We start from the raw sequence: 23,638 nt of genomic DNA, 5'->3' as shown, positions 1-23,638 counted from the left end.
ATCAGTCAATCATTATTTTCAGTCCGACACCGTATTGCGTATGAAAACGCCCCGTGGAGCTTCCCCATAGGCAACGCTCCATGCCATAGAGCAGTAGCACCAACCTGTCCGTCAGATAGGTCTCCGCCTGAAGGGTAACGGCACCGCCATAAAGGAAGCCGTCCTTATTGCGTAGCATAGAGCCATCGAACAGCAGTTTCTTTCCACCATTGACCGTCTCGTATCCAGCCAAGGCTGAGATACCGGCAGAGAGGAAGAAGGTCTTGCTCCCGTCCGAAAGCACGCCAAAGAAGAAACCTCCCTCGCCCGTGAACTGTTCCACAGGGATACGGCTATCCCGATAAGGGTGGTATCTGCGGAGATACTCCGCCCCGAACACCCATTGATGTCCGCCTTTGGTGTAGGTGGCAAGCGAAGCCCCGAACGAGTATCCCGTCTCATTCTTTGAGGAAGCGGAATAAAAACCGTCCACCATACCGGTTGTCAGACGTATGCCCCTCATCTTGGGCAGACAGTGCTGGGCGTGTGCCTGCCCTGCAAGGAGGGCAAGCGACACGACAAATAAAAAAAACAGAGACTTTCTCATACTACTTCACTTTGAGCTCGTCAATTACTCTTGCACGCACAAGGTCTTCATTCTCCACGACGAAGGACTGATGTCTTCCTCCGTTCTTCTCGTGCATCTCCACAATGAGATGCTTGTCATCGGGGATGGTGAACTTTTGAAGCGTGAATACCGTGCGACCGCTCTTCTGCCCCGCCACGCAGGTAACATAGTTGTAGGTACGCAGCGGAAGCAGTACCTGCTCCTGCATGGCGGTCTGCTTGGCGACCTTCTTGTCCACGATTTTGAACGTGATGAAGTCGATGTCGAACGGCACATTGGACTTGTTGCGCAGTTCTGTATGGAAATACAGCAGTCCGTTATGAGAGTACAACCCTTTGAGCAGGTACTGAATACCGAAGGACTTGCTGCCGATGTGCTTCACAGTCCGCCTGTCCTCCTTGTGAATGGACTTCATGATAAGCCTTACCAGCATCGGACTCTCGCTACCGAGTTCCTTGAGATAAACCTCCATTGCGTTGTTCGGTCGGTTTACGCTCGCCCCGTCGTGGATAAAGTCCGCCATTTCCACATTGAGTAACAGTGGCTCGTTGGCATACTTGACATTGAAGGTGTAGAATGCTCCGTCTTCGGTGATGACACTCATGTTCGTCTCCTCGTGGAAGTTCTTGACCGTCGCTTTCACACGGATAACGTTCTCCGCTCCGTCCGCCTTTCCTGCAATGAGGTTGGGCGAACCCAAATCCACATAGCGCACGGCAGAGGGGAAGATGATGTGTACCGTCTTGTCATAGGTGATTTCCAAGCCGTGAGGCGGTATCATCCGCTCGAAGGTAATTTTTCGGGTCAGTCCCTGATAGAGGTCTCCCGTTGAGGTTGTTTCCTGTGCGTTGGCACAGACTGCGCCCAGCATCAGGGCGATGGCTAAAACTGTTCTTTTCATTTTTATATTGGATTAAAGTGGTGAATAATAACTGTGAATTATTTGCTGTCCGGTTGATAGAGCAATACCTTGTAACCTGCCTTCAGATGCACCTTGACAGTGCGCATCTTCTTGGAGAAATACTGCGAAGTGCCTTGTATCAGTCCCTTGCCGAGCTCGGAGGCAAGCTGTGCCCCCGCATCGGTGGAGATGTTCACACTGCTGCCTACGGACGTTCCCATGTTTGCGGCAATCTCCTTGGCGGCACTGCGCTCCATCGAGGCGGGAATGAATATTCCCGCCTGCCCGTCCGTGTCATAGACCGACAGTTCCACGGGAATGATATTTCCCCGATACTCCAGTGAAGAAATGGCAACGGCAAGCCGTTCACCTTGTACTTTTGCCGTTCCCACGACGAGGGCGTTGCGTGGAATCTCCCTGCCCGATACCAACATCGGCTCCAAGAGACGGAAACGCACCGTCTGCCCTTCCATAACCGTCTGGTTGTCATGCACACAGGCTGATATGGTGTTTCTCTTCGTCTGTGGGGCTGTCCCTATAGCAGTTTGAAATAGGAAATTTCTCTCCTTGACATATTCGGAGCGGAAAGTCGAGTCGCTCATCGGCTGCGCCAGAGCCGACACCACTTGCTCGCTCACAGGAGCAACGGGAAAAGCTGTCGCCTTCCCGTTTCGGATGGCTGCGACCGCTTTCCTCTCGGAAGCCGTCTCTCCGTCCGATGCCGGTATCATATTGGAAGATGGTTGTCCACCACCCGACGGCATATACTTTGCCGCCAACTGATAGGACTTTTCGAGCAATGCCATCTGGTCGTTTACAGTTATGGCAGGCGACTGCTGTTCGCTACTCATACGGTTTTCCAGCTCCTCCAGACGAGCACGCAGTTCTTCCTTTTCAGGGTCTTCTCTCGGTGCCTCATAGAAACTACCGAGCGTGCGGTTGATGTCTTGATAGGCGGATGCAGAGGCGTGGAATCCGGCTTGCGAAGCAGTGGTGCGAGAGCCGAAGCCGTTATCTCTTTCTGATGCGTCTGCCTTCAAAGCCAACTCTTCGGAACTCTGTGCCGGTTGTCCTCCTGTCATTTCACCGAACATGGAACTGAGGCTTTGCATCGCCTGACTTCGTTCCTGTTCCTTCTGTTCCATTATCTCCTTCTCGTAGGCTTTCTTCTTATCACCGATCAGTTCGGCTGCCATCGGGTCGGGCACTTCCGTGTTGAAGCCCTTTACTTGTTTCTCCTCTTCTTTCTCCGATGGAGCGAAGATGAGCCACATGGAGCCTGCAAAAAGCAGGAACATCAGGGGATAAATGACAAACTTCTTTCGTCTTTGTCTCTCTTCCTCCGTCAGCTCAGGCGATGTGCTCGTGTCGGAGGCTGTCTTTCTTTTGAATGGGAACATAATCGTAATACTTTAATAGGTTGATACTGTCATTGGGATAGAACCGCCTTACTTCAGGGGCTTCTATATGCTCGATTGCCGGTAACGTTTCCTCTTTGGAGTCTCCGTCTGAGAAAATACGGTACAAACCGTTGAAGAAAACATAGTTGGCAAGGAAGGCGAAAAAGAGAAGCATTGTCAGGACGACATACAGCCTCAGATGAGTGGGGATGCGTCCACACAGGCGGCGGAGTCTTGCCTCCGCTCCCTCCTGCATCATTCGGAACAGACTTTTCTTTTTCATCGCTTGCGGGTACTGATGTCCTTATTCTCCATTATCTCGAATCCCTCGATGTTGAAACCGTTCGGATTGTCATCGCTGCGACTCGTATTGAGCAGGCGGCAGACGGTCACGAGACTGCGCTCGGTCACGTTGGTGGCACGGATAATCATTTGTCGGGCATACGTCCGTACCGCATAGGGATAGCGGTCGAAGTCGCAGAGAACGCTGTCCACCTGCACGACCTGATTGATGTTTCCTGCCACGATACGGTTGTAGTACCCTTTCTCTGAGAAATCCCGATAGTAGTTGTAGGCACTCTTGTCCGCCAAGAGCAGCGCACGGGAGATATTCCCCTCGATGGCACTCTTATCGGGCGAAAGGGTGAAGAACAGTTCGTGGAAGCGGCGCACATGCTCCTTGGCTTCTGCGGGTCTGTTCTGTGACAGATCCTGCGAAAGGGCGAGCATCAGCGACTTACCGCCGTCCAACACATAGATTTTCTGCCTTTGGGCTTCGGCAAAGGAGTAGGCACTCCATACCGAATAGCCCGCAAGGGCGGCACACAGGCAGACGACAACCAAGGTAAAGAGGCGTATCTGCCTGAAACTTGTTTCGATATTCTTTAATGACTTAAATTCCATAGCTTTTTAGTTTTGTTCCGATGGTTCGGATGATTCCGATGATTTGTTTCCTCCCCGATGAAATAATTTCCCGGCGATCTCTTTTCCTTTGCTCCCTGCATAGTTCATCACGTTTCGTGCGTGTCCTCCGGCGAAACCGCCAACGGCTCCACCCACAGCACCTGCAATACCGGCTCCCTTTCCTGCCGCATAGTTCACGTTCTTGCCGAAATTACCCGCTCCACCTGCCTGTATCACCCAGCCCGCAACCGTCGGAATGGTGAAGTAGCCGATGTGCCGATAATCATGAAGACAAGGTACACGCCGTTCGAGGCGTCTATCGTATAGGTAGGGTCGTTCTGCAACTGTGTGATGTCGTGTTTGAGCATCAGTTCCTGAATCTTTGCCGGCATCGAACAGAACAAGCTCTGCCACAAACGTCCTGTCTCATTCTTTGAGTAGGCGGAATAAAAGCCGTCTATAAACATGTTCATCCCCGCCGTAAAACAAAAATCTTGCTGATTATTTGGCAGTTAATAAAATAAGCATTACCTTTGTCCCCGAATCCTAATCATCGGATATTGAACACGTTAGAGAGACATAACCATTCACGGCAGATTTCCTTATATAATAAAGGTATATGCGCAATGCAGGAAAACGGAGGTTTTTCTGCGGATTCTCGTATAGTATCTTCTGCGGATTGCTGCGTGAAAAATGCCGTAAATTGGTCATCGGATTATTTGGCAGTTCCAAATAATTTGTTACTCTCTCTCTCTCTCTCTCTCTCTCTCTCTCTCTCTCTCTCTCTCTCTCTCTCTCATAGGCGCTACCGGCGTAACGTCACCCCAAGACTTTTTCGCATACGCGCGCGAGGACAACCGCGCAACCCCTTTAGGCAAAGGACTCCCTGGAGTTTCCCTTGCCCGAATTGTCATGTCCTTTTGGCAGGTGCCGAAAGAGCAAATTAACTCCAAGAAACAAAGATAAGTGTAACATATAAGAATCATCAAAGAATGAAGAAAAAACAAGTAGAAAAACCGAGGTACATAAAACCTCAGATAGAGTGTATTCGAGTTGTTCATGACCGCCATATTCTGGCAGGGTCAGATTCGGGACCGGTAACGGGCGGGCACCATTCTGCCGGTGACGACGAGGAGTTGAATGCCAAAGGCGGTGCCCTATGGTTCGACGAAGAAGAGGGTCTATCCGGATCGACACACAACCTGTGGGATGAATAGGGCGTATTAGAAAATACCAAGTTTTACAAACGAAGAAAGAACATGAAACATTACAAATTGTTGTCATTGGCAGCCGCTGCCTTGCTGGCACTCGCAGGCTGCAGCAATGACGAGACTGCGCAAGACACCGCCCGACAGGGTGAGGAAGACCTGACCGGACTGACCGAGTTTGCCATGGTCGAGGAGGAAATCAAGAACGAAGGCATGCCCGGCGAGGCTGCCGTCCCGGCAAGCACTCCGCAAACCCGCACGGCGGGCTTCTACACCGGCAGCCAGCTCGACTTCTACTGGAAGGAGGGCGACGAGTTGTGGCTCTTAGACCCCACGGCTACGCCCAACCTGATAAAGAGTTACCGCAGCAGCATCAAAGCCCTGATGACACAGAGTGGTGACAACAAAGTACCCCGCGCCTCGTTCTGGTTCAAGGGGCACTATAACAAATCAGAATATGTGGTGCGCTACACGGGCAAGGGCAACACCGTGGGCGACAGGGTGACTATCAGAATAAATCAGGAAACAACCAAGTTTCCCAACAACCACAACTTAGGCATCAACGGCGACTGCGCGAGTGCCATAGCGAGGTATGATGCCACTCAAAAACGCTACCTCTTCACGCTCACCCACCGTGCGTCGTACCTAACTTTCACGCCTCACTCCACCCACAACTTTGCCAATACGGTGAAAGTGACGAAAATCAGGGTGAAGGCCAACAAGCCCATCGCCGGCGTGTATGATTTCAGCACCAACAAGATAGCCGACAATGCCACGCCGCTGTCCAGTTCTTCCACGGCCATCACATTGACGCCCACGAGCGGCGGAGTTGTGGGCTGTCCGCTGCCCGGCTCCACCGACTGGCAGAAGAACGCCTGCACGATGGTCATCGCCCCGGGCACATACAGTTGGATAGAGGTGGAATACACCGTATATGACTCGGCCACGAAGACGGAGGGCAAGTTTGCCAAACGATACAACAACGTGACCCTGAAGCCCGGCCGCAACCGACGCATTGACCCGGATATCAGGTTTGAGACACACGACCAATATGATTACTGGATGTGGGACGCAAACTATACAGCCCACTACTGGAAGGCTGCAACTCCACCCGTACTAAACGGAGAATCTGCATCAGGCTATCCTCCATACAGTGTAAGCACATCAGGCGCACCCCTTTCTGGTTTGTCTAACTCGCAGAACTATCCCGTACAGGCAGTGCTATCTGGCAGCGGTCCCGATACCCATACCACCATTTATACGGGCGGCGGCTGTCGCCTGCTTAGCGTCAACCAACTGCTGTGGCTTGTGCAGAAAGGTAATCCGCATGTGGAGAAAGACAGGCCATGGACCATGCCAGGAACCGGTCATCTCTACAAGGGCGGCATGTGGTTTTACAAGAAGGCGAATATCTCAGGGTTCAGAAAAGACAAATCGCCAGACGGAAGCGACTATCGCTATGGTGGCGATGTGAACTATACATACACTAATTTGAAGACCGGCGAACCCAAACCAAACAACGGCAAATACTTCTTCCTCCCCTTCACGGGCTATTTCCGTGATGGCAAGTTGAACAACAGGGGCATTGCCGGCTACTTCTGGTCGCAGTCGTCGGCTCCTGATGCAGGAGGCCGCCAGCGGGCTTACTCCTTGAGGCTGTACGAGAACAAAATACAGGTTACCGGAACATGGAGAACCGACGGATGCCACTACATGCTGAATGAACAAAACGGTATTATGGATTAGCACATGCCTCAGCCTGTCCGTGAAACAAGCAACCCACGGGCAGGCTCCCCTCGCTCTTTGACATACTGGCACACACGACGGAAACGAGAAACACGGTACGGATTTCTTGCTGAAAAGTGTTATATTTGCAGAAAATTGGTGGCGTTCGAAAACGGAAAGCAAGCTTTCTTCGCCCTCGCCAGCACAGTTTTTATATCGACAAACAAATTTAAGGAGGTAAAACTATGAGTACAACAACAGGAAATATGCAATCCGTGTATCTGGATATTCCACGGAGCGACTGGCAACTACTGAAAGACCTTGCAAAGAAATTCGGCTGGCAGACACAGACGAGTGAACAGCGTTTGGAAGCGTTTGTCAAGAGTCGTCCGAAAGCGACGAAACTGACCGAAGACGACATCATGAACGAGGTAAGTGCCATCAGATACGCCAAGTAAATGAAAGTCGTCATTGATTGCAATATCTGGATTTCGTTCCTGCTTGGGCATCAAACAGCCTTGATGCAAAGAATCCTGACAGACCAGACGCTCGACATCTTTGTCTGCCCCGAACTCTTGGAGGAGATAAAAGATGTAGCTGGCAGAGCGAAGATACATTAAGGCTGCCGATGTTGTCGATTTGTTTCATCTCATCCACGACTACTGCACTCATGCTGATATACAGCATGTAGCCACGAGTCCGATAAGAGATGTGAAAGACTTGTATCTGCGATCATTGGCAGAAGGGGTCGAGGCAGACTATTTAGTCTCCGGCGACAAAAACCTGCTTGTCTTGGAAAGTCACGGACAGACCAAGATGATAAACTTGTCAGATTTCAAACTTCTACGAGGATTGTAACCTTGATTTTCCGTCCCACGCCCCAAGCAATGGCGTGGGACGATTGTTTTCCACCGCCGCCAAGATTTCCGTTTTCCGTCGTGTGGTCAGTGTGCCAATGTATTTACGTAGGCATTGCAGATTTATTAACATATCATTAACCAGCCGATGGGTGGTGTATATGGAAACACCGGCTAAATATACTTCAGCGGGGCACTACTTATACTTCAGTGCCAGGCTACTTATACTTTAGTCGTTGTTAACATTTCCACCGCTCCGAGGCACAAAACAATCAAAACTATGGCATTCTACAGGAAAATGAAGATGAAGGTGAACGGCAAGTGGTATCCCAAGTCCGTTCTGGTAGGCTCGGCAATCACTACCGAGCAGGTGGCAAAACGACTGGCAGCCGAATCGACCGTCAGTCCCGCCGACGTGCGCGCCGTACTGACCGCCCTCGGCGGCGTGATGGGCGACTACATGGCGCAGGGCCGCTCGGTGAAGCTCGACGGCATCGGCTCGTTCTACTTCACGGCGGCGACCAACAAGAACGGCGTGGCCACGGAGAAGGAAGTGACCGCCGCCCTCATCAACGGCGTGCGCGTGCGCTTCATTCCCGAGACCCGTTTCCGCGGAGGCGGCTCTCTCGCGGGCGGAGGCAGTGGTCGCCGTGCCGTGCGCGGACTCTCCGACGTGGACATCGAGTGGGAGGAATGGAAAGGAAAGGTCGAAACTGACGAATCCGGAACATCGTCGGGCGGCGGCACGGAGTTGCCGTAACCCCTTGATTTTATAACTCTCTAATTTGTGGCGCAAGGCCTGTTGGGAAACAGGGCTTGCGCCGTTGATTTGATTTATGGTGGTAATGTTATTGATTGCATAATATCGACATTTTTTGTCTTCCTTGTAAATTTACAATTGAATTGTTCCAATTTCCACCTTTTATTTTTATCTTTGCACCATAATCTATAATGCTATCCAAGCATTAACATGGTATATGGAAGAAAAAAGAGCTTACTTTGAATATCTAATAGATAGTCTAAGTCAGAGGAATAATAGTAGTTTCAATGATTTCACAACGCTGAAATTGATAAAACTGCTATTCTTGGTTGTTGGTGTTTCTTCGACTGACCAAAAAACGGGCTTGACGGAGATATTTGACAATTTCGTTGCAATGCCTTATGGTCCTGTGGAAAGTGATATTTATGATGCCATTAAAACTGATGCACTTGCCAAATACAGAATAACCTCCTCCCAATGCAACATAAAAAATCCCGATGCAAATATTAGTTTGGATAACTGCCAAAGGCAAGCCATTGATGATGCGATAGATTTATTGCTTGAAAAGAATCCCCGCATATTACAATGCCAGCCATTTGAGTTGGTTGACATTACCCACAAATGGAGTTGCTGGAAGATTTGTTATGATATTGCATTGGGAAATAACAAGCTTAGCATAGGTATCCCGTCAAGAATGATACAGAAGAGCGTTAAATATTATCAGTAAATATGGATTTGCATATAGATAATTGCGTTGCGAAATACAAGGCATTATTCCCTTTAGAAGATAATCCCTCAAAAACAGAGGAAACTGATATTGACAAAGAGGTTCTTACTAAAGAAAAATATGACGAGTTTGAACGTTTCTTTTTTATAGAAATGAACAGTGCCTTATTCTCTGGTGAATACTTGGAAGATGGCTATATACAAAGAATAGAGAAATTTGAGAATGACTTGTTAGCTGATGACAGTAAGGATTCTGCCTGCATCAGAGAAGCCTTAAAGGAACTTAGGGAAATCTTATTCAACATACAAAATAAGATTAAGATTGACAATAGAGATTTGCAGGTTGCCCTTACAAGAAATGACCAGATAAGGTCAAGTCAATTTAACGAATATCAGTATTATTATGCATGGCGAGCAATTTCTCTTAGCTTACTACGGCTTGACCATACATTGGTCAATAAAAGAGAATATCGAGAGATTCTAATCAAATTGTATTATGAAATTCAAGCAACAATCAATGGACTTGACAACGATGACTTGCTTGAAGTCTATCGAAAATTGGAAAGCAAATGCTCGTTTTTGTTAGGAAAGACTTTCGTGTATGATGATGTTGAAGACTACTATTATTCTGTTGATTTTGAAATAAAGAAGGCAAAGGAGATCATCAAAGGAGACGATTTTAATAAAGACTTCTTGGATTTGTTCACAAAGATGTACCCATGCAAGTATGGCAGAGACATTGTCAATAAATACCAGCAATCTTTTGCTGAAAAGAAGTTTTCTTCCATCGGTTTTGTATTATTGTCTTACTATTATGGAACTTCAGAAAAAAGTTCTGTTCAGAGGCTGGATAATCTTTTATATAACTTCAAAGAATACGAGCAAAACTTAAGAGAGGGAGATATCTCTCAATTTGACTCTTATGCTATTCGGAGTATAAAAAGCTATATTTCAAACTGCCGTTTTTCTTTGTTACTAAAGCAAGGAAACTATACTGTAGATAATTTGAAAAATGATTTAAATGAGATAGAATCCATACAAGAGGAAACAGGAATTAAAAATTATCATCCATACAAGAAAGCATTATCATTTTTAGGTAATTATTTGGGAAGCCTCAAGGATGAAGGGAATAAAGAGCTTCAGGATGGATTGGACTTATATAACAAGCTATTCAAGAAATATAAGTCTGTCTATGAAGAATGTATTTTGCGTCATTTTACTCCTTTCCAACTTACTGTAGAAGATTGTAAAACCCAAGGCGGTATCTTTATGGCATCTTCTTTATCAAAACCAATTTCTCCAAGTAAACTAAGGGAAGACGAGAGGGAACTTAGAGACATAAAGCAATACTTAATAGTAAAGGCTCGCCTATCAAAACGGGAAGAAGAAATCAACGACATCGCTAACAAAATCAAAGATTTCAGAAGAGAATCTTTTGAATACTTAGGTATCTTCATAACTGTCATAACTTTTCTGTTTGGCAGTATTCAATTATTTGGCAACAATACTATCAAGTTAGCCGCATCGATAGTCAATATAGTATCTTTGGGCATAGTATTAGGATTGTTTATGGCAATGCTCTATATTGTCCTATATTGTAAGAGATATAGGGTTTTGTTCTTATTAGGTTTTATAATATTCAGTTTGGCCGTACTTATACTTTTTAATATTTATATCAAATGATGTAATCAATAAATGCCTTTTACTTGAAAAGATTAATGGTATAACAACACCCTGACAAATTGGCAGTTTGTCAGGGTGTCTTATGAAAAGAAAGATTACTTTTTCTTTCCATCGCTTGTATTTGGCGTAGAACGGTAGTGAGTATGAACCTTAGTTCCATCCGATTTTGTATGTTCATGTACATACACTTTCTTTTTACCTGCGTCAGTCTGTGCCATATTTACCTCCTTTCTGCTTTTAGTAGCAACATGTTTCAGGTTGCAATTATACTTAATATGTGCAAACTATATGCCATAATAAAGTTCCGATCATTCACGATACGGGTAAATTGACAGACAACTTCCATAGACTTTATAACTTCGTCTTTATTGGTGATTTCCTTGGGGATAATATTTCCCCGGCAGAGGGTGGAGAAGTTGCTTTGCTGCCGGCTGCGGTTCTTGGTCGTCTTGGTCAGGAACAGGTAGCAGGCGTGATTCAGGAAGGGTCGCTCGTTGAAGTGTCGCTCGAAACTGCGGGAGAGGAAACTCATATCCTCCTTTTGCAAGTCCGGACGATAGCCTTCCTTGACGAACCAATCCTGTTTGTGTACGATGCTGTAGGTCGGTAACACCTTGATTGCCTTCACCCAAGCCGAATGGATGGCGGCATACTCCGCACTCGTCACCGTATAGAGTTCGGGAAGTTCGACCCGAAAAGCGACCGTGATGTCAGCGTCCTTTGAGAGGATGCACCCCTCTTCGACGGCAAGCAGCGGGAAGCGGTTCTCCAGCGTGGTGGCTTTCAGTATGTTTCTCATTCTTTGTCCTCCTTTCCTTCGTTCATTCTTTTATTCTCTCCTCTCTTTCGTTTTGGCAGCTCCTTGTGCCGCAATAGACGGGGAATGCGTCGTTGGTTGATAAGGTATCGGGGATGGCTGTGCAGCTCGGAACGCTTCATCAGTCCGTGTTCCCCGTACTTCCTGTTCAGGGAGAAGGTCTGCCACACCAGAACGGATGCGGCAGTCCCTCCGAAGCCGATACAGATCCATTGATTGACACCTGCCATATAGAGGATGACAAACAGCACGAAAAGGGCGAGCAGCCCTCCGGCAAAAATGAACAGGTATTGGCTTTTGAGTCCCTGAAACTCTACCGAGCGACCGATCCCCTTGTTGATGGGATAGGTCTCCATAGGCTTAGAGGAAGAAACTTCTCAAAATGGTGGCGGCGACAATGAGGAAAATACACGCTCCAAACCAGCTTGCGGCGGTCTTCGAGGTGTCGGGATCTCCGGACGAGAACTTGCTATACACCTTTACTCCTCCGATAAGTCCCACGACTGCACCGATGGCGTAGATGAGTTTCGTGGCAGGGTCGAAATAGCTCGTCACCATGTTGGTGGCTTGGTTGATGCCCGACAAGCCGTTGCCTTGGGCAAAGGCAGAGGAAATGGAAAGCAGCAGGACGGCTGCGATTAGAAAATGTCTTTTGGTCATAAATCTTTGTTTTGTGCCGAGAGGATTGGATAGGTCCTCCTGACGGATGAATACTGTTGTTACTTTCGGATGTTAGTGGTGGCTCTCTTAGGGTCAGCCGTACTCTTTTTCTTTCATTGCTTGTTGCATTAAAGGGTTCATACTATTGGGACAAAACCATTCGGAAGGGGCGTTACGCCTTTTCGCCGCTGTAAAGCTCCTCGAAACGGGCACGGACGATTTCATCGATCGTGGCCGAGCGTTTCTCATCGCTTCGGAGCGTTTCCATCAGGTGGGTTCCTTCCAACTCACTCAGCGTATCACCGGTTCTCTGTCGCTCTGCGTCGGTGTGGGCGTGACGGTGAATGACCGACAAGGCTTCCAGCACCCGTTCAAAATCAATTCCCGTGGCATATTCGCTCTCTCCCTGTATCGGAAGCTCTTCATCTTCCTCTTCAAAGGATGAAGAATCCGAGGACTCATACACTAAAGGGATCTCATCTATGTCGGGCTGTTCATCCGGCTCTTCCGATGGATTTTGTCCGTTTTCAGGAGCAAATGTAGAAGCCTTTTTTGCTTCCGCCTCGCCTTTTGGATAACTGCGTACTTGTGGCGTCGAGTGGCTGAGCTTGAAGCGACTTTTACCGATGATTTCCACTTCACTGACCGTTTGGCAAGGCTTTTTCTTAATTGCTCTGTTCTTTCTTTTTCCTCGTTCATACAAGAGAAAAAGAAATAGCCATAAGAGATAGAGCAAGAGAAGGACAAGGACTATTCGGAACATAGGCGTTGCAGGATTTCGTGAAGTTCATCGCCCAACCCGTTGCATAGCTGACTCAACTTTCCTCCGTGAGGAGGGAAGAGGGTACATACTCCTCTTTTGCGTTCGGAAAGGAACGGACGATACAAACGGGAGTGGCTCAATGAAGTTTGCATTAGCAAAGCTCCCGTTTCATCGGCAAGGGTGCGGCAGCGTTCGTCGGCATCCTCACGTTCCCAAGCCTCTATCATATTGCGAAGCAGGTAAAGCTCCTTGATATTACCCTTTCCCATAGTCAATATCTGCTCTCCCAAGATGTCGATGAAATGGCGGACGGCTTCCATATCCATCGGACTGCCCGTAACGGGAAAGAGAACGGCATCCATTGCTGAAAGCAACTCCACCGTCCCTTCGGTACGCATCAATGGGGGGAGGTCGAAAAGAATGCATCGAGGATGGCTGTCCACACAGTGTCGCTCCACCCGGTTCAGGGCTTCCCGCACCGGAGTGCAGATAATCGGATAAGGGGCATAGGCTGTCCGATGTTTCAGACGCATCAGGTTTTGATGATTCAGCTCTTCCGACTCTTGCTGTCGCAGACGGGCGATGGTATAGACGGGATGGTTGCAATCCACGACAGCGACATTGCATCCTCTGTGGTAATGCAGAATGCTTGCGGCAAGTACCGTAAGCGAGGTTTTGCCGACGCCTCCCTTTGGGGAAGCGATGGCGAGATAGACGATGGGTCTACTCATAGTCTTCTCCTTTCTTTAGGTGGGTGAATACTATGTCTTGATGAATCGTTTGTAATCGAAAGAGCCTGAATGAACCTCTTTCGGAGCTTCTTCGGCAACGCGCTCCAGCAGTTCTCGGACACGTTCTCCGGCCGCTTTCTTAATCGCTTGGAACATCGGGGAGTCGTGTATCTTATAGATGGTTTCGGCGGCTTTTGCGGCTTCTTCTATCGGGGCATTCTTGCAGGAGAGGACACTGCCCATCTGTTGCAGCTCTTCCGCTGTGATGCTTTCTGAAAGAGAGTGGCTTTCACCTTGGACTTCCACCAATACATACTCCTCTTCGGGAATACTTGGAGAGATCTCTTCCGACACTTCTGTTTCAGGACTCTGTTTTTGTTGTTGAGCTTCTTCAATGGGCAATTCAGCTAAAAGGACATTCTCCTCTTGGGACAGTTCCCTTTTAGGGATGCGGATGGTGACGACGACTTTTCCCTTGCCCCGTTCCCTGAAAAAGAGTTGCAAGTCACGGTAGAGTCTCACGGCACTCCGATAGCGTCCGTACAGGAAGCGGGCGACCTGTACGCTGCCGAGATAGGCTAAGCCTACCGACAGCAGAATAAAGATGACCTGCTTCATCGCTCGAAACGTTTACGGAATTGTTGCTCGAACAAGACGTCTATCTCATCTTGATGTATCTCTAAGTGGTGCCGGAGGATATGCTCCACAAATGCCCCTATCGTCAGTTTGCCGGCGGCTGCCACATAGACGATTTCGGCAATCTCTTCCTGTGTCTTTTTGGAAATGAACACCCCCTTTCGGTCTCCGATGTTCAGGGGCTGAAGAAAGGCGGTTTCATAATCGCTCTTCTCTTCCTGAAGGAGACCTGTAGGATGTCCCTCGGAATGCTCGATGAGCGTGGTGGAGTTACGGATGGTTACTTTGGAAGAGACGCTTTTTCGTTCTCTGCAGGACTCTTTGCCTGCCATTGGTCGGTTTGTTTTCTGTTTCATATCACAATAATTTCTTGAAGTTCTTTTCACTTAATCGGTTGATTTCTTCCTTGTAATCCTCCAAATGTTTGAGCAGGATGTTTTCCACGTACATGCCCAATGTCATCTCCCTCTTCCGGATGAAGAGGACGATTTCCGAGAGTTTGTCCTGCAACTCTTTGGAGATGTAGATTGCCTTGCGGTCATACAGGTCATTGCGGTGCATGAAGAGTGAGATGTAATCTCCTTTGGCGGGATTCTTGCGACGTGTTCGGATGGGAAGTTGCGGTTCTTCCGAGACCTCTTTCCGTGTTTCCGGAACAGACACATCCACCTCTTCGACGGAGGCAGGCGGTATCATCTCACTCTCTTTCTTTTTCATCGGGATACCCTGCGAAATCAGTTCCCGGATGGCGACGGGATCTATCGCCCCTTTATTCTTCTCTGCCATACACTTCAGGTTTTACGATGGACAGGATTTCCTCCACAAGCTCTTTCAGACGACTGCCTCTGAGCAGCGTGCGGGAGGCAGGAAAAATAGTCGAGCGGAAAAGGGTCGTACCCTCATCCATCACTTCCTTTTTGTAGCGGGTCGTATTGGGGACTACCGTCTTCAAGAGAGGAAGTCCCAACTCGGCAATGACCTTTTCATACATCGCATAGAGGGGTGTTTTCTCTCTGCCGTCCACCATGTTCCAAAAGAGGTAAATCCCTTTGTTGGCAGTGTCTGTATTGTCGGTTATCGCCTCCTTGATGATGGCTGAAAAGCTCAGCGTGCTTTCCAAGGAGATACGGTCGGCAGAAATGGGTGTGGAAATATAATCCATACCGGAGAGGGTGGTCAGTACACCGTCATTGTTGATGGTTCCGGGCAGGTCAAAAAAGACGAAATCCGTATCCGGTTCGTGCGTCTCTAGATACTCCCTAACCGTATCCACGGCTGCCTCTGCCGTGGCACAAAGGATGGTGTACGTGGGCTTTTGCAACTCGGAGAATTGGGTGGCTGCCAATTCTTGCAGCGCGGGGTTGCGATCCACGCCCTGTGCGTCACGCTGGCGCATGGCATTGATGCTGAATTGCGGATAGTCGCAATCCACCACAATAAGGTTGTACCCGCAGGCATAGTGCAGGTAACTCGCCGTCAAGACCGTAAAGGTCGTTTTGCCGACACCGCCCTTCTGGGTGGAGAAGGCAATGAAAACAGGTTTCTTTTTCATTTCATTTTCTGTTTAATGGTTCTACATATATGTGTGGAGAGGCGCATGCACGCCTTGGTTTGTTTCCTTGAAAAGGCGGATATGGAAACGAGTCTGTGAGGGAATAAATCCCCGGACAGGCATACGGCGAGGCATTCCGATAAGGGAACACAGACCCGCCTTTCGGGATATGTCCCTCCCTGTATAAGGGTGGAGCTATATGTATGACGGGAGTCACACGTCCACCCATCCATATGTCCGCACTTGTACCCTTGCGCAAGGGTGTGAGGGGCGACGGGTGCAATAACTTGTACATATTCTCATTTCTATTTCCATTTTCGTAATTGTCTGTTCAAATGGCTGCGGACTGGTTTTTAGACTTGGGCAGGAAGGTGTGTCCACCGATCCGCAAACAGCTGTCCGACGGGGCAAATATAGATGCCTTTACCCCCTTGTTTCTACCCTTTTTGCTAACTGCGTACTTGTGGCGTCGATTTGCGTATTTGTGGCTCCGTAAGAGGTAAGTAATTTAGGCACAAGGCTTAGTAACTTTGCACCCAAGCGGTAAGCCGAAGTTTTCGAGGCATGAAGCGTTCTTTTTTTGAGAGACTCGACTTCCGTCCTTCGCAGACGGATTTATTTGCGCCGGAGCAAATAGCAAGATATGTCCTGCGTTACTCGAAATAAATTCGGTAACTCAGAACTCTTGCTCTTGCAGAGGGCTGAAAAAACTCCGAAGTCGTTTTTTCTTGGAAGAGAGAATGCCTTGTCTTGAATGCCGGTGATGCCGTGAAACACTAAAATCCAAAGTAAAATGACAAAGAGACATGTGGGGAGACCCCTGAAAAAAGAGAGAGCCAGCCATTGCTGTATGGTTCGGTTTACGGACACGGAGTTTGCGCGTTTCCTGACGCTTTATGAGCAATCAGGAGTCCCGAACAGGGTGGTTTTCATCAAGGCAAGGGTCTTTGATGAGACTTTCCGGGTGATAAAAGTAGACCGTTCACTGCTTGATTACTATCAGAAACTGACGAATTTGTACGGGCAATTTCGCAGTGTTGGGGTGAATTATAACCAAGCTGTGGTCGCCTTAAAGAGCAATTTCACCGAGAAAAAAGCCTTTGCGATGCTTGCCCAACTGGAGAAACTGACACTCGAATTGGCGGCTGTCGGAGGCGAAATCGTACATCTAACCCGTGAATTTCAAGAGAAATGGTCGCAAAGATAAACTATGGAAGTTCCCTTTACGGCGCGTTAGCATACAACGGAGAGAAGGTAAACGAAGGTGTCGCGAAGATTTTGGAGACCAACAAAGTCTTCTCCCCGGCTGATGGAACACACGATATATCTGCCTGTATGCAGGACTTTATGGCATATATGCCAAGTCATGTCCTCACTAAAAAACCGGTTATACACATCTCCTTGAATCCGCATCCCGATGATCGCCTCTCCGATGAGCAGTTCTCAGCCATCGCACGGGAGTATATCGAAAAGATGGGCTACGGCAATCAGCCCTTTGTCGTGTATAAGCACGAGGATATAGACAGGCATCATCTGCATATTGTCACCTTAGCCGTCGATGAACAAGGGAAGAAGATTAACGATGGCAACAACTTCTACAAGAGTAAGCATATCACACGGGAGATGGAGCAAAGGTATGGATTGCATCCTGCCGATAAGAAGCAATTCGAGGAAGCGTTTCGCTTGCAGAAAGTCCGTCTCGAAGAGGGAAACCTTAAAAAGCAACTGGCTTCAGTCATCAAACCGGCAGTCAAATTTTATCACTGTCCGAGCTTTAAGGAATACCGCGCCTTGCTTTCCACCTATAACATATGTGTGGAGGAGGTCAAGGGGGAAATGTATGGAAAGCCCTATAACGGATTGGTCTATTTTGCCACCGATGATAAAGGTAAGAAGGTGGGGAATCCTTTCAAGTCCTCGATATTTGGAAAAGTTGTCGGATATGAAGCCCTGCAAAACAGGTTCAAGGCTTCAAAGGAGAAACTGAAAGAAAAGCATCTTGCTCCCAAGACCAAAGCGATCGTAGCCGGAGCATTGAGGCGTTCTGCCACGAAAGAGGATTTTCGAGCAACCCTCCATCTCAAGGGGATTGATGTCCTCTTTCGTGAGAACGACGAAGGGCGGCTCTATGGCATCACCTTCACAGACCATAACAACGGCTGTGTGGTCAATGGCTCACGATTGGGCAAGGAACTTTCGGCAAACGCCGTTGCCGAGTGGTTCGACCGCCCACATCCCGAACTGTCTGCTCCAATACAGCAGAGTGAGAAAGGCAGTATTTCCCAAACTCAGACTTCGGACGGAGATTCCGTCTTGGGCGGTTTGCTCGATTTGCCCTTGGAAACCCATGGTACGGATTGGGAGGAAGAGCTGTTCCGCAGACGGATGCAGCGTAAGAAAAGAAAACAACGTAAACTCTAAAAAAACAGAAAGATTATGTCACAACAAGAAGACGATTTGAGGGCATTGGCGAAAATTATGGATTTTCTACGTGCCGTAAGTATTATATTGGTGGTTGCCCACCTCTATTGGTATTGCTATGAAGCGATACAACTATGGGGCGTGAATATCGGTGTGGTGGACAGGATACTGATGAATTTCCACCGCACGGCGGGACTGTTCGGCAATATGCTCTACACCAAACTCTTTGCGCTGGTACTGATGGGACTTTCCTGCTTAGGTACGAAAGGTGTGAAAGAGGAGCATATCACTTGGTCGAAGATAGGGGCATTCATGGGTGTCGGCTTTGTCTTTTTCTTCCTCAATTGGTGGATACTCGCCTTGCCGCTGCCCATTGAAGCCAATGCGGCTTTCTATACCTTTACGATCACCGTAGGGTATGTGTGTCTGCTGATGGCGGGACTCTATATGAGCCGCCTCTTGAAGAACAACCTGATGGAGGATGTCTTCAATCAGGAGAACGAATCCTTTATGCAGGAAACAAGGCTCTTGGAAAACGAGTACTCGGTCAATCTCCCGACCCGATTCTATTACCGCAAGAAATGGAACAAGGGTTGGATAAACGTGGTCAATCCTTTCCGTGCGGTCTCCGTATTGGGGACACCGGGTAGCGGTAAGTCCTATGCCATCATCAATAATTTCATCAAACAGCAAATCGAAAAGGGATTTGCCATCTACTGTTACGACTTCAAATATCCCGACCTTTCCACGATTGTGTACAATCACCTGCTGCACCACTCGGAAGGGTATAAGGTCAAGCCGAAGTTTTACGTGATCAACTTCGATGATCCTCGTCGGTCGCATCGCTGCAATCCGATACACCCCGATTTCATGAGCGATATATCGGATGCCTATGAATCGGCTTATACGATTATGCTCAACCTTAACAAGACGTGGGTACAGAAGCAGGGTGATTTCTTCGTAGAATCTCCCATCGTCCTTTTTGCCGCCATCATTTGGTATCTCCGCATCTTTGAGGGTGGCAAGTACTGTACCTTCCCACATGCCATCGAGTTTCTTTGTCGTAAGTATGAAGACATTTTCCCGATACTAACTTCTTACCCCGAATTGGAGAACTATCTTTCCCCCTTTATGGACGCTTGGCTCGGAGGGGCAGCCGACCAGTTGCAGGGACAGATTGCTTCCGCCAAGATACCCTTGTCAAGGATGATCAGTCCGCAACTCTATTGGATTATGACGGGCGATGATTTCACACTCGACATCAACAATCCCCAAGAGCCGAAAATCCTATGCGTAGGAAACAATCCGGATAGACAAAATATCTACGGAGCGGCATTGGGATTGTATAATTCGCGTATCGTCAAGCTCATCAATAAGAAAGGGATGCTGAAAAGTTCGGTGCTCATCGACGAGTTGCCAACTATTTACTTTAAGGGGCTTGACAATCTGATCGCCACCGCACGAAGCAACAAGGTGGCGGTATGCTTGGGCTTTCAGGACTTCTCGCAATTGAAGCGGGATTATGGGGACAAGGAGGCTGCTGTGGTGATGAATACCGTCGGAAACATCTTCTCCGGTCAGGTCGTCGGAGAAACGGCAAAGACCTTATCGGAGCGTTTTGGTAAGGTGCTTCAAAAGCGGCAGAGCATGAGCATCACCCGAAGCGACAAGACGACCTCCATTTCCACGCAGATGGACAGCCTGATTCCGCAGAGCAAGATCTCCACGCTCACACAGGGAATGTTCGTAGGAGCGGTCGCCGATAATTTCTCCGAACGTATTGAGCAGAAGATATTCCACTGTGAGATTGTGGTGGACAATGCAAAGGTGGCAAAGGAAACAGCCGCTTACCGACCGATACCCATTCTGACGGACTTCACGAATGAAAACGAAGAGGATATGATGGAACAGGAAATAAAGGCGAACTATGAACGGGTGAAGACGGAGGTGCGGGACATCGTGGAACGGGAGTTGCAACGAATTTCCGACGACCCGGAGCTCTCCAAACTACTCAATACCAAGAAATAATGGCTGTTTTTCTTGGCTCTACGACAGGATTTTTGTATTTTTGAAACCAATAAAAAGCAAAGCAGATGAATTGTTTCAATCATATCCAAGAACCGGCGGTAGCCCAATGTTCCGATTGCGCGAAAGGACTGTGTCCTGAATGTGCAGCAAAGTATCAGCCGATACTCTGTACACCGTGTTTTCAGAAGAGAAAACAAGGTGAAATTTGGCGAAGCATCTTCAGTATGTTATTTCTCATCGCCTTGTTTGTCATGGGTTTCAAGTGGAACTTCTTGGAAACCAAAGGCTTTGAGGATATGAGATGGATGTCCGGATATGTGCTGATGGCTGTATGGTCGGGCTATCTCTTTGCAGAGAAGTTCATTCCCTATAAAATGATTGCAGGAACAAACTGGCAGTGGGTATTTTACTATATCTTCAAACTTCTCCTCTTTGTCGTCATAGGAGTCTTCACCGCTCCTTTCACCTGTTTGTGGGCTGTCTATAGAGTTATCAGGGCTTTTCGGTAAGAGATGGCAAATTCTCCAGCCCATAGTTGGAGAATTTGCTAAATCTGTATTTTGCAGAAGAAAAAGTCCAAAATATTTTGGTGGATAAAAAGAAATGATTACCTTTGCATCAAATTATCGCCCTTAGGTGGAAAAAACTAAGGCTCGCCACCCCAGAAATGAGGTGGCTTATTTTTTATATAACAGTTATGGAAATGGAAGAAAAGCAAAGGGTTATCGTCTATATCGACGGATTCAACTTTTACTATGGACTGAAATCGACCACACGATGGCGGAAATATTATTGGCTTGATATCGTCAAATTATTTGAGAGCTTCATGCGCCCCAATCAGGATTTGATTGCGGTAAAATACTTCTCTGCCAGACCTGATGACATAGAACAAAGCCGACGGCAGAATGCTTTCTTTCAGGCAAATAAAGAGAATCCGAAATTCCGTTTAATCTTGGGTAAATATCTGAAAAAAGAGATTACCTGTTTCAAGTGTAGGAATGTAATTCATACTCACGAAGAAAAAGAAACGGATGTAAGGATTGCGACACAGATCGTAGCAGACGCCTACCAAAAAAATTGTGATGTTGCCATTGTAGTTTCTGCTGACAGCGACATGATTCCAGCAATTGAACTTGCGACACAGGCACGGCAGAAAGTGTTCGTGTATTTTCCTCCCAACCAGTACTCAAGTAACTTGGCTTCAATGGGGATTGGACAACCTACACAATTGAAGCGGTATGAAAATAGGTTTCGCCAAAGTCTTTTACCTGATACCATCCATCTTTCCGTTTCTAACTACGACTTGCAGATACCGGAAAAGTGGAAAGCGTATCAATGACAAGCAAAGTGTAAGAACAAAATCTGCGACCAATAGTTGCAGAAACTAAATCAAGGGAGATACTCCAAACCAGAGTATCTCCCTTTTGATTTACCGCTTCTTGAATTTGCCGCCTTTCAGGTCACTTTCCACCATTCGCCTGTTCAGCTTCTCCCTGAGTTCATCAAGAAAATAGGTGCGGCTGTCATCCTTGCGGCGTTTCATGTTCATATAGACGTTGTAGCAGTTCTTGATTTCTACACCAAAGATTTCAGATAAGGTATCTGCCAATTCTTCTATACCGATTTCACCATCGTTGATACAGTCACAGGTATCAAGTGCGTAGAGTAGTTCTACCAAGTCGGTTGCTTTACCTGTCCAACGAAGTTTCTCGGTTGGTTTGACGGGCAAAGTAGAAAGAAGCCCCTGCATCCGCATCTTTAATAACTTTAACTCCGTATCAATGACACATAGTAGCTCCGACACATTTTTTCCCCTTTCCGTCCATCAAATACACCGCTTGCAAAGTTTGTAAACGAAAACGAGTATAGTGGAGAATACGAAACAAAGAGATGGCGTCGTCTTCTGCATCACATAGATCAATGATCCTCTTCATAAAGTTCTCCGATGCTTTTTGTTCTTGTTCATTTGTAGAGCAAGACGAAATTATCGTCTTAAATTCTTCCGTTTGAATAAGTCTTAGCATAATCATATCTTTTATGGTTCAACATTGCAGATTCTCTGTTGTGAGATGTGATTTATGACCTATCTCCTTATGAATTCGGACAGCAAAGAACAGTGTCATTAAAGTTGCAAAGACGTCGGCAATAGGCTGTGCATAAAGCACTCCATTTAGTTCCCAATACGATGGAAGCAGCAATATTATAGGGATAAAAAACAAACCTTGCCGTCCGATGTTTAGCAGAAGACTTTGCCTTGCTCTTCCGATTGCCATATATAGTGTGGAATACACAAATTGGAATCCGAAAGTGAAGAACATAATCGTATTGGCTCTAAGCGCAATTCTTGCTATTTCCTGCATTGTTTCGTCTTTACCGAAACAACTGATGACAGGAGAGGTAAAAATGACTATAAGAATACTCCAGAGCACACAAAACGAGGTTGTGAGTATCAGGGAACAGCACACCGCTTCCCTTAATCTTTGAAAATTGCCAGCCCCGTAATTATAGCCTGCCATAGGTTGGAGTCCTTTTACAAATCCGAAGACCACGTTTGTTCCCAATGTGACGATTTTCAGGACGATACCCACAGCCGCAACAGCCTCTGCCCCATATTTCACAGCGGCTTTCTGCAACAAACTGATGGAAAGGGTCTGGAGCAGTTGCAAAAAAAGCATAGAGATACCAATCTTAATGATGTCTGCGTATATTCTTATCGTGGGAGCGAACAAGGCAAGAGATACTTTTACCTCTGCTTTCGTAAGGAAACGGATGTAAATAGCTGTCGTGATGATTCTTGAAAGAATAGTTGCCCATGCCGCACCTTCCACGCCCCAATTGAAAGTGTAGATAAACAAGGGGTCTAATGCAACATTAACGATAGAGCCGATGATCATTGCGGACGCAGATGTCTTCGACGCACCCTGCGAAACGATGATGTTGGACATCGACACATTCAATGTTCCTATGACACAACTGATGATAAAAAGCCTGCCGTAGGATTCTGCCAAACTCATCATCTCCTCGTTTGCTCCCATGAAAAGTAGGATGTCCGGCAGGAACGCATTGCACACAAGGGCAATGAGAGCAGCCAACATCACAGAGGTAATCACCGAGACGGAAGCGACCTGACTTGCCTTGACAACCTGTTTTGCTCCCAACAGACGGGATATATACACTCCGCCTCCGACACCGAACATCAGTCCTATCCCAAGAAATAACAACGATATAGGGAAAACAACCGATACAGCGGCGACAGGAAG

Annotated in this window: 29 protein-coding genes and 2 pseudogenes; 13 read left to right on the top strand and 18 right to left on the bottom strand. The window is 47.4% G+C overall.

The features are described from left to right. Nucleotide 1: 1 nt before the first annotated feature. The 7 genes and pseudogenes from EII32_RS09550 to EII32_RS09520 form a co-directional block, all read right to left on the bottom strand. A complete protein-coding gene (locus tag EII32_RS09550) occupies nucleotides 2-586 on the bottom strand; it encodes a conjugal transfer protein TraO (RefSeq protein ID WP_125235188.1) in 585 nt (194 codons plus the stop codon). A 1-nt stretch (nucleotide 587) separates the two neighbouring features. After that, a complete protein-coding gene (gene traN / locus EII32_RS09545; RefSeq protein ID WP_125235187.1) occupies nucleotides 588-1,508 on the bottom strand; it encodes a conjugative transposon protein TraN in 921 nt (306 codons plus the stop codon). Nucleotides 1,509-1,546: 38 nt separating this feature from the next. After that, nucleotides 1,547-2,908: a conjugative transposon protein TraM gene (traM, locus tag EII32_RS09540; RefSeq protein WP_125235186.1), complete on the bottom strand. Its 1,362-nt coding sequence runs from the start codon at nucleotides 2,906-2,908 to the stop codon at nucleotides 1,547-1,549. Beyond that, entirely contained in the window at nucleotides 2,859-3,191 is a 333-nt protein-coding gene (locus EII32_RS09535; RefSeq protein ID WP_125235185.1) for a TraL conjugative transposon family protein, read from the bottom strand. Before EII32_RS09535 ends, traM begins: the two co-directional genes overlap by 50 nt. Beyond that, nucleotides 3,188-3,811 (bottom strand): conjugative transposon protein TraK, encoded by a 624-nt coding sequence (traK, locus tag EII32_RS09530; protein ID WP_125235184.1) that lies wholly within the window; start codon nucleotides 3,809-3,811, stop codon nucleotides 3,188-3,190. Before traK ends, EII32_RS09535 begins: the two co-directional genes overlap by 4 nt. A 6-nt stretch (nucleotides 3,812-3,817) precedes the next feature. Further along, a pseudogene (locus EII32_RS09525) lies at nucleotides 3,818-4,269 on the bottom strand (conjugative transposon protein TraJ); the annotation flags it as partial. Nucleotides 4,270-4,357: 88 nt separating this feature from the next. Continuing rightward, on the bottom strand, nucleotides 4,358-4,543 hold the full coding sequence (locus EII32_RS09520; protein ID WP_125235183.1) for a hypothetical protein: 186 nt from the start codon (nucleotides 4,541-4,543) through the stop codon (nucleotides 4,358-4,360). Between the two features lie 260 nt (nucleotides 4,544-4,803). Here EII32_RS09520 and EII32_RS09515 point away from each other — a divergent pair, with 260 nt between their 5' ends. The 8 genes from EII32_RS09515 to EII32_RS09485 all read left to right on the top strand — a co-directional run bounded on the left by EII32_RS09515 (nucleotide 4,804) and on the right by EII32_RS09485 (nucleotide 10,770). After that, nucleotides 4,804-5,028: a hypothetical protein gene (locus tag EII32_RS09515; protein ID WP_125235182.1), complete on the top strand. Its 225-nt coding sequence runs from the start codon at nucleotides 4,804-4,806 to the stop codon at nucleotides 5,026-5,028. A 42-nt stretch (nucleotides 5,029-5,070) separates the two neighbouring features. Continuing rightward, entirely contained in the window at nucleotides 5,071-6,765 is a 1,695-nt protein-coding gene (locus EII32_RS09510) for a hypothetical protein (RefSeq protein ID WP_125235181.1), read from the top strand. Nucleotides 6,766-6,989: 224 nt separating this feature from the next. Beyond that, on the top strand, nucleotides 6,990-7,202 hold the full coding sequence (locus EII32_RS09505) for a hypothetical protein (RefSeq protein ID WP_125235180.1): 213 nt from the start codon (nucleotides 6,990-6,992) through the stop codon (nucleotides 7,200-7,202). Nucleotides 7,203-7,265: 63 nt separating this feature from the next. Next, complete coding sequence (locus tag EII32_RS12545; protein ID WP_233582368.1) at nucleotides 7,266-7,364, top strand: hypothetical protein; 99 nt, start codon at nucleotides 7,266-7,268, stop codon at nucleotides 7,362-7,364. 19 nt (nucleotides 7,365-7,383) lie between these two features. Then, nucleotides 7,384-7,602, top strand: coding sequence for a hypothetical protein (locus tag EII32_RS12540; protein WP_233582366.1), 219 nt, complete (start codon nucleotides 7,384-7,386; stop codon nucleotides 7,600-7,602). Nucleotides 7,603-7,881: 279 nt separating this feature from the next. Continuing rightward, nucleotides 7,882-8,361, top strand: a complete 480-nt coding sequence (locus EII32_RS09495) for an HU family DNA-binding protein (protein WP_125235179.1) — start codon at nucleotides 7,882-7,884, stop codon at nucleotides 8,359-8,361. 217 nt (nucleotides 8,362-8,578) lie between these two features. Beyond that, nucleotides 8,579-9,088 carry a type II toxin-antitoxin system antitoxin SocA domain-containing protein gene (locus EII32_RS09490; RefSeq protein ID WP_125235178.1) on the top strand — a complete coding sequence of 170 codons (510 nt, stop codon included), beginning with the start codon at nucleotides 8,579-8,581 and terminating at the stop codon, nucleotides 9,086-9,088. Nucleotides 9,089-9,090: 2 nt separating this feature from the next. After that, nucleotides 9,091-10,770, top strand: a complete 1,680-nt coding sequence (locus EII32_RS09485; protein ID WP_125235177.1) for a hypothetical protein — start codon at nucleotides 9,091-9,093, stop codon at nucleotides 10,768-10,770. A gap of 256 nt (nucleotides 10,771-11,026) precedes the next feature. On the opposite strand, the pseudogene EII32_RS09480 reads toward EII32_RS09485, so the two are convergent. The 9 genes and pseudogenes from EII32_RS09480 to EII32_RS09440 all read right to left on the bottom strand — a co-directional run. Beyond that, a pseudogene (locus EII32_RS09480) lies at nucleotides 11,027-11,569 on the bottom strand (TraG family conjugative transposon ATPase); the annotation flags it as partial. Then, nucleotides 11,566-11,943: a DUF4133 domain-containing protein gene (locus tag EII32_RS09475; RefSeq protein WP_125235176.1), complete on the bottom strand. Its 378-nt coding sequence runs from the start codon at nucleotides 11,941-11,943 to the stop codon at nucleotides 11,566-11,568. The pseudogene EII32_RS09480 and the gene EII32_RS09475, both read right to left, overlap by 4 nt. 4 nt (nucleotides 11,944-11,947) lie before the next feature. Next, nucleotides 11,948-12,247 (bottom strand): DUF4134 domain-containing protein, encoded by a 300-nt coding sequence (locus EII32_RS09470; protein ID WP_004332848.1) that lies wholly within the window; start codon nucleotides 12,245-12,247, stop codon nucleotides 11,948-11,950. A gap of 172 nt (nucleotides 12,248-12,419) precedes the next feature. Next, nucleotides 12,420-13,010 (bottom strand): conjugal transfer protein, encoded by a 591-nt coding sequence (locus EII32_RS09465; protein ID WP_125235175.1) that lies wholly within the window; start codon nucleotides 13,008-13,010, stop codon nucleotides 12,420-12,422. Further along, on the bottom strand, nucleotides 12,998-13,741 hold the full coding sequence (locus tag EII32_RS09460; protein ID WP_125235174.1) for a ParA family protein: 744 nt from the start codon (nucleotides 13,739-13,741) through the stop codon (nucleotides 12,998-13,000). The genes EII32_RS09465 and EII32_RS09460 overlap by 13 nt, the downstream gene beginning before the upstream one ends. 30 nt (nucleotides 13,742-13,771) lie before the next feature. Continuing rightward, nucleotides 13,772-14,359: a hypothetical protein gene (locus EII32_RS09455; protein WP_125235173.1), complete on the bottom strand. Its 588-nt coding sequence runs from the start codon at nucleotides 14,357-14,359 to the stop codon at nucleotides 13,772-13,774. Continuing rightward, the gene (locus EII32_RS09450) at nucleotides 14,356-14,709 is read right to left on the bottom strand and encodes a DUF3408 domain-containing protein (protein ID WP_125235203.1); all 354 of its coding nucleotides are present in this window, start codon (nucleotides 14,707-14,709) and stop codon (nucleotides 14,356-14,358) included. The genes EII32_RS09455 and EII32_RS09450 overlap by 4 nt, the downstream gene beginning before the upstream one ends. 25 nt (nucleotides 14,710-14,734) lie before the next feature. Beyond that, nucleotides 14,735-15,163, bottom strand: coding sequence for a DUF3408 domain-containing protein (locus EII32_RS09445; protein WP_068906225.1), 429 nt, complete (start codon nucleotides 15,161-15,163; stop codon nucleotides 14,735-14,737). Then, nucleotides 15,147-15,929 carry a ParA family protein gene (locus EII32_RS09440; RefSeq protein ID WP_125235172.1) on the bottom strand — a complete coding sequence of 261 codons (783 nt, stop codon included), beginning with the start codon at nucleotides 15,927-15,929 and terminating at the stop codon, nucleotides 15,147-15,149. The genes EII32_RS09445 and EII32_RS09440 overlap by 17 nt, the downstream gene beginning before the upstream one ends. Nucleotides 15,930-16,722: 793 nt before the next feature. Between EII32_RS09440 and mobA the strand changes: the two genes are divergently transcribed. From mobA to EII32_RS09405, 5 genes are all read left to right on the top strand, one after another. After that, the gene (gene mobA, locus EII32_RS09425; protein ID WP_410524580.1) at nucleotides 16,723-17,136 is read left to right on the top strand and encodes a conjugal transfer protein MobA; all 414 of its coding nucleotides are present in this window, start codon (nucleotides 16,723-16,725) and stop codon (nucleotides 17,134-17,136) included. Next, nucleotides 17,121-18,350, top strand: a complete 1,230-nt coding sequence (gene mobB / locus EII32_RS09420; protein ID WP_125235169.1) for a conjugal transfer protein MobB — start codon at nucleotides 17,121-17,123, stop codon at nucleotides 18,348-18,350. The genes mobA and mobB overlap by 16 nt, the downstream gene beginning before the upstream one ends. A 15-nt stretch (nucleotides 18,351-18,365) precedes the next feature. After that, complete coding sequence (gene mobC, locus EII32_RS09415; RefSeq protein ID WP_125235168.1) at nucleotides 18,366-20,378, top strand: conjugal transfer protein MobC; 2,013 nt, start codon at nucleotides 18,366-18,368, stop codon at nucleotides 20,376-20,378. Nucleotides 20,379-20,683: 305 nt separating this feature from the next. Then, the gene (locus tag EII32_RS12775) at nucleotides 20,684-20,887 is read left to right on the top strand and encodes a permease of the drug/metabolite transporter (RefSeq protein ID WP_199741422.1); all 204 of its coding nucleotides are present in this window, start codon (nucleotides 20,684-20,686) and stop codon (nucleotides 20,885-20,887) included. Nucleotides 20,888-21,081: 194 nt separating this feature from the next. After that, nucleotides 21,082-21,717 carry an NYN domain-containing protein gene (locus EII32_RS09405; protein WP_233582367.1) on the top strand — a complete coding sequence of 212 codons (636 nt, stop codon included), beginning with the start codon at nucleotides 21,082-21,084 and terminating at the stop codon, nucleotides 21,715-21,717. 90 nt (nucleotides 21,718-21,807) lie between these two features. Here the strand turns inward: EII32_RS09405 and EII32_RS09400 are convergent, their stop codons facing one another. Together EII32_RS09400 and EII32_RS09390 are read right to left on the bottom strand one after the other, a co-directional pair. Next, nucleotides 21,808-22,134: an RteC domain-containing protein gene (locus EII32_RS09400; RefSeq protein ID WP_125235202.1), complete on the bottom strand. Its 327-nt coding sequence runs from the start codon at nucleotides 22,132-22,134 to the stop codon at nucleotides 21,808-21,810. Nucleotides 22,135-22,420: 286 nt separating this feature from the next. Beyond that, nucleotides 22,421-23,638, bottom strand: a 1,218-nt coding sequence (locus EII32_RS09390; RefSeq protein WP_148096823.1) for an MATE family efflux transporter, incomplete at its 5' end; no start/stop codon positions are given.

Source organism: Prevotella sp. OH937_COT-195 (genome assembly GCF_003932845.1).
GTDB lineage: Bacteria > Bacteroidota > Bacteroidia > Bacteroidales > Bacteroidaceae > Prevotella.
The sequence above is the reverse complement of the archived record's forward strand: the minus strand, read 5'-3'. Positions and strand labels throughout refer to the sequence as shown.

Excerpts from the sequence above, each read along its gene's own strand:
- EII32_RS09550 (WP_125235188.1), bottom strand. The coding sequence starts at position 586 with ATGAGAAAGTCTCTGTTTTTTTTATTTGTCGTGTCGCTTGCCCTCCTT.
- traN (WP_125235187.1), bottom strand. The coding sequence starts at position 1,508 with ATGAAAAGAACAGTTTTAGCCATCGCCCTGATGCTGGGCGCAGTCTGT.
- traM (WP_125235186.1), bottom strand. The coding sequence starts at position 2,908 with ATGTTCCCATTCAAAAGAAAGACAGCCTCCGACACGAGCACATCGCCT.
- EII32_RS09535 (WP_125235185.1), bottom strand. The coding sequence starts at position 3,191 with ATGAAAAAGAAAAGTCTGTTCCGAATGATGCAGGAGGGAGCGGAGGCA.
- traK (WP_125235184.1), bottom strand. The coding sequence starts at position 3,811 with ATGGAATTTAAGTCATTAAAGAATATCGAAACAAGTTTCAGGCAGATA.
- EII32_RS09515 (WP_125235182.1), top strand. The coding sequence starts at position 4,804 with ATGAAGAAAAAACAAGTAGAAAAACCGAGGTACATAAAACCTCAGATA.
- EII32_RS09510 (WP_125235181.1), top strand. The coding sequence starts at position 5,071 with ATGAAACATTACAAATTGTTGTCATTGGCAGCCGCTGCCTTGCTGGCA.
- EII32_RS09505 (WP_125235180.1), top strand. The coding sequence starts at position 6,990 with ATGAGTACAACAACAGGAAATATGCAATCCGTGTATCTGGATATTCCA.
- EII32_RS12545 (WP_233582368.1), top strand. The coding sequence starts at position 7,266 with ATGCAAAGAATCCTGACAGACCAGACGCTCGACATCTTTGTCTGCCCC.
- EII32_RS09495 (WP_125235179.1), top strand. The coding sequence starts at position 7,882 with ATGGCATTCTACAGGAAAATGAAGATGAAGGTGAACGGCAAGTGGTAT.
- EII32_RS09490 (WP_125235178.1), top strand. The coding sequence starts at position 8,579 with ATGGAAGAAAAAAGAGCTTACTTTGAATATCTAATAGATAGTCTAAGT.
- EII32_RS09485 (WP_125235177.1), top strand. The coding sequence starts at position 9,091 with ATGGATTTGCATATAGATAATTGCGTTGCGAAATACAAGGCATTATTC.
- EII32_RS09475 (WP_125235176.1), bottom strand. The coding sequence starts at position 11,943 with ATGGAGACCTATCCCATCAACAAGGGGATCGGTCGCTCGGTAGAGTTT.
- EII32_RS09470 (WP_004332848.1), bottom strand. The coding sequence starts at position 12,247 with ATGACCAAAAGACATTTTCTAATCGCAGCCGTCCTGCTGCTTTCCATT.
- EII32_RS09465 (WP_125235175.1), bottom strand. The coding sequence starts at position 13,010 with ATGTTCCGAATAGTCCTTGTCCTTCTCTTGCTCTATCTCTTATGGCTA.
- EII32_RS09460 (WP_125235174.1), bottom strand. The coding sequence starts at position 13,741 with ATGAGTAGACCCATCGTCTATCTCGCCATCGCTTCCCCAAAGGGAGGC.
- EII32_RS09455 (WP_125235173.1), bottom strand. The coding sequence starts at position 14,359 with ATGAAGCAGGTCATCTTTATTCTGCTGTCGGTAGGCTTAGCCTATCTC.
- EII32_RS09450 (WP_125235203.1), bottom strand. The coding sequence starts at position 14,709 with ATGGCAGGCAAAGAGTCCTGCAGAGAACGAAAAAGCGTCTCTTCCAAA.
- EII32_RS09445 (WP_068906225.1), bottom strand. The coding sequence starts at position 15,163 with ATGGCAGAGAAGAATAAAGGGGCGATAGATCCCGTCGCCATCCGGGAA.
- EII32_RS09440 (WP_125235172.1), bottom strand. The coding sequence starts at position 15,929 with ATGAAAAAGAAACCTGTTTTCATTGCCTTCTCCACCCAGAAGGGCGGT.
- mobA (WP_410524580.1), top strand. The coding sequence starts at position 16,723 with ATGACAAAGAGACATGTGGGGAGACCCCTGAAAAAAGAGAGAGCCAGC.
- mobB (WP_125235169.1), top strand. The coding sequence starts at position 17,121 with ATGGTCGCAAAGATAAACTATGGAAGTTCCCTTTACGGCGCGTTAGCA.
- mobC (WP_125235168.1), top strand. The coding sequence starts at position 18,366 with ATGTCACAACAAGAAGACGATTTGAGGGCATTGGCGAAAATTATGGAT.
- EII32_RS12775 (WP_199741422.1), top strand. The coding sequence starts at position 20,684 with ATGTCCGGATATGTGCTGATGGCTGTATGGTCGGGCTATCTCTTTGCA.
- EII32_RS09405 (WP_233582367.1), top strand. The coding sequence starts at position 21,082 with ATGGAAGAAAAGCAAAGGGTTATCGTCTATATCGACGGATTCAACTTT.
- EII32_RS09400 (WP_125235202.1), bottom strand. The coding sequence starts at position 22,134 with ATGCGGATGCAGGGGCTTCTTTCTACTTTGCCCGTCAAACCAACCGAG.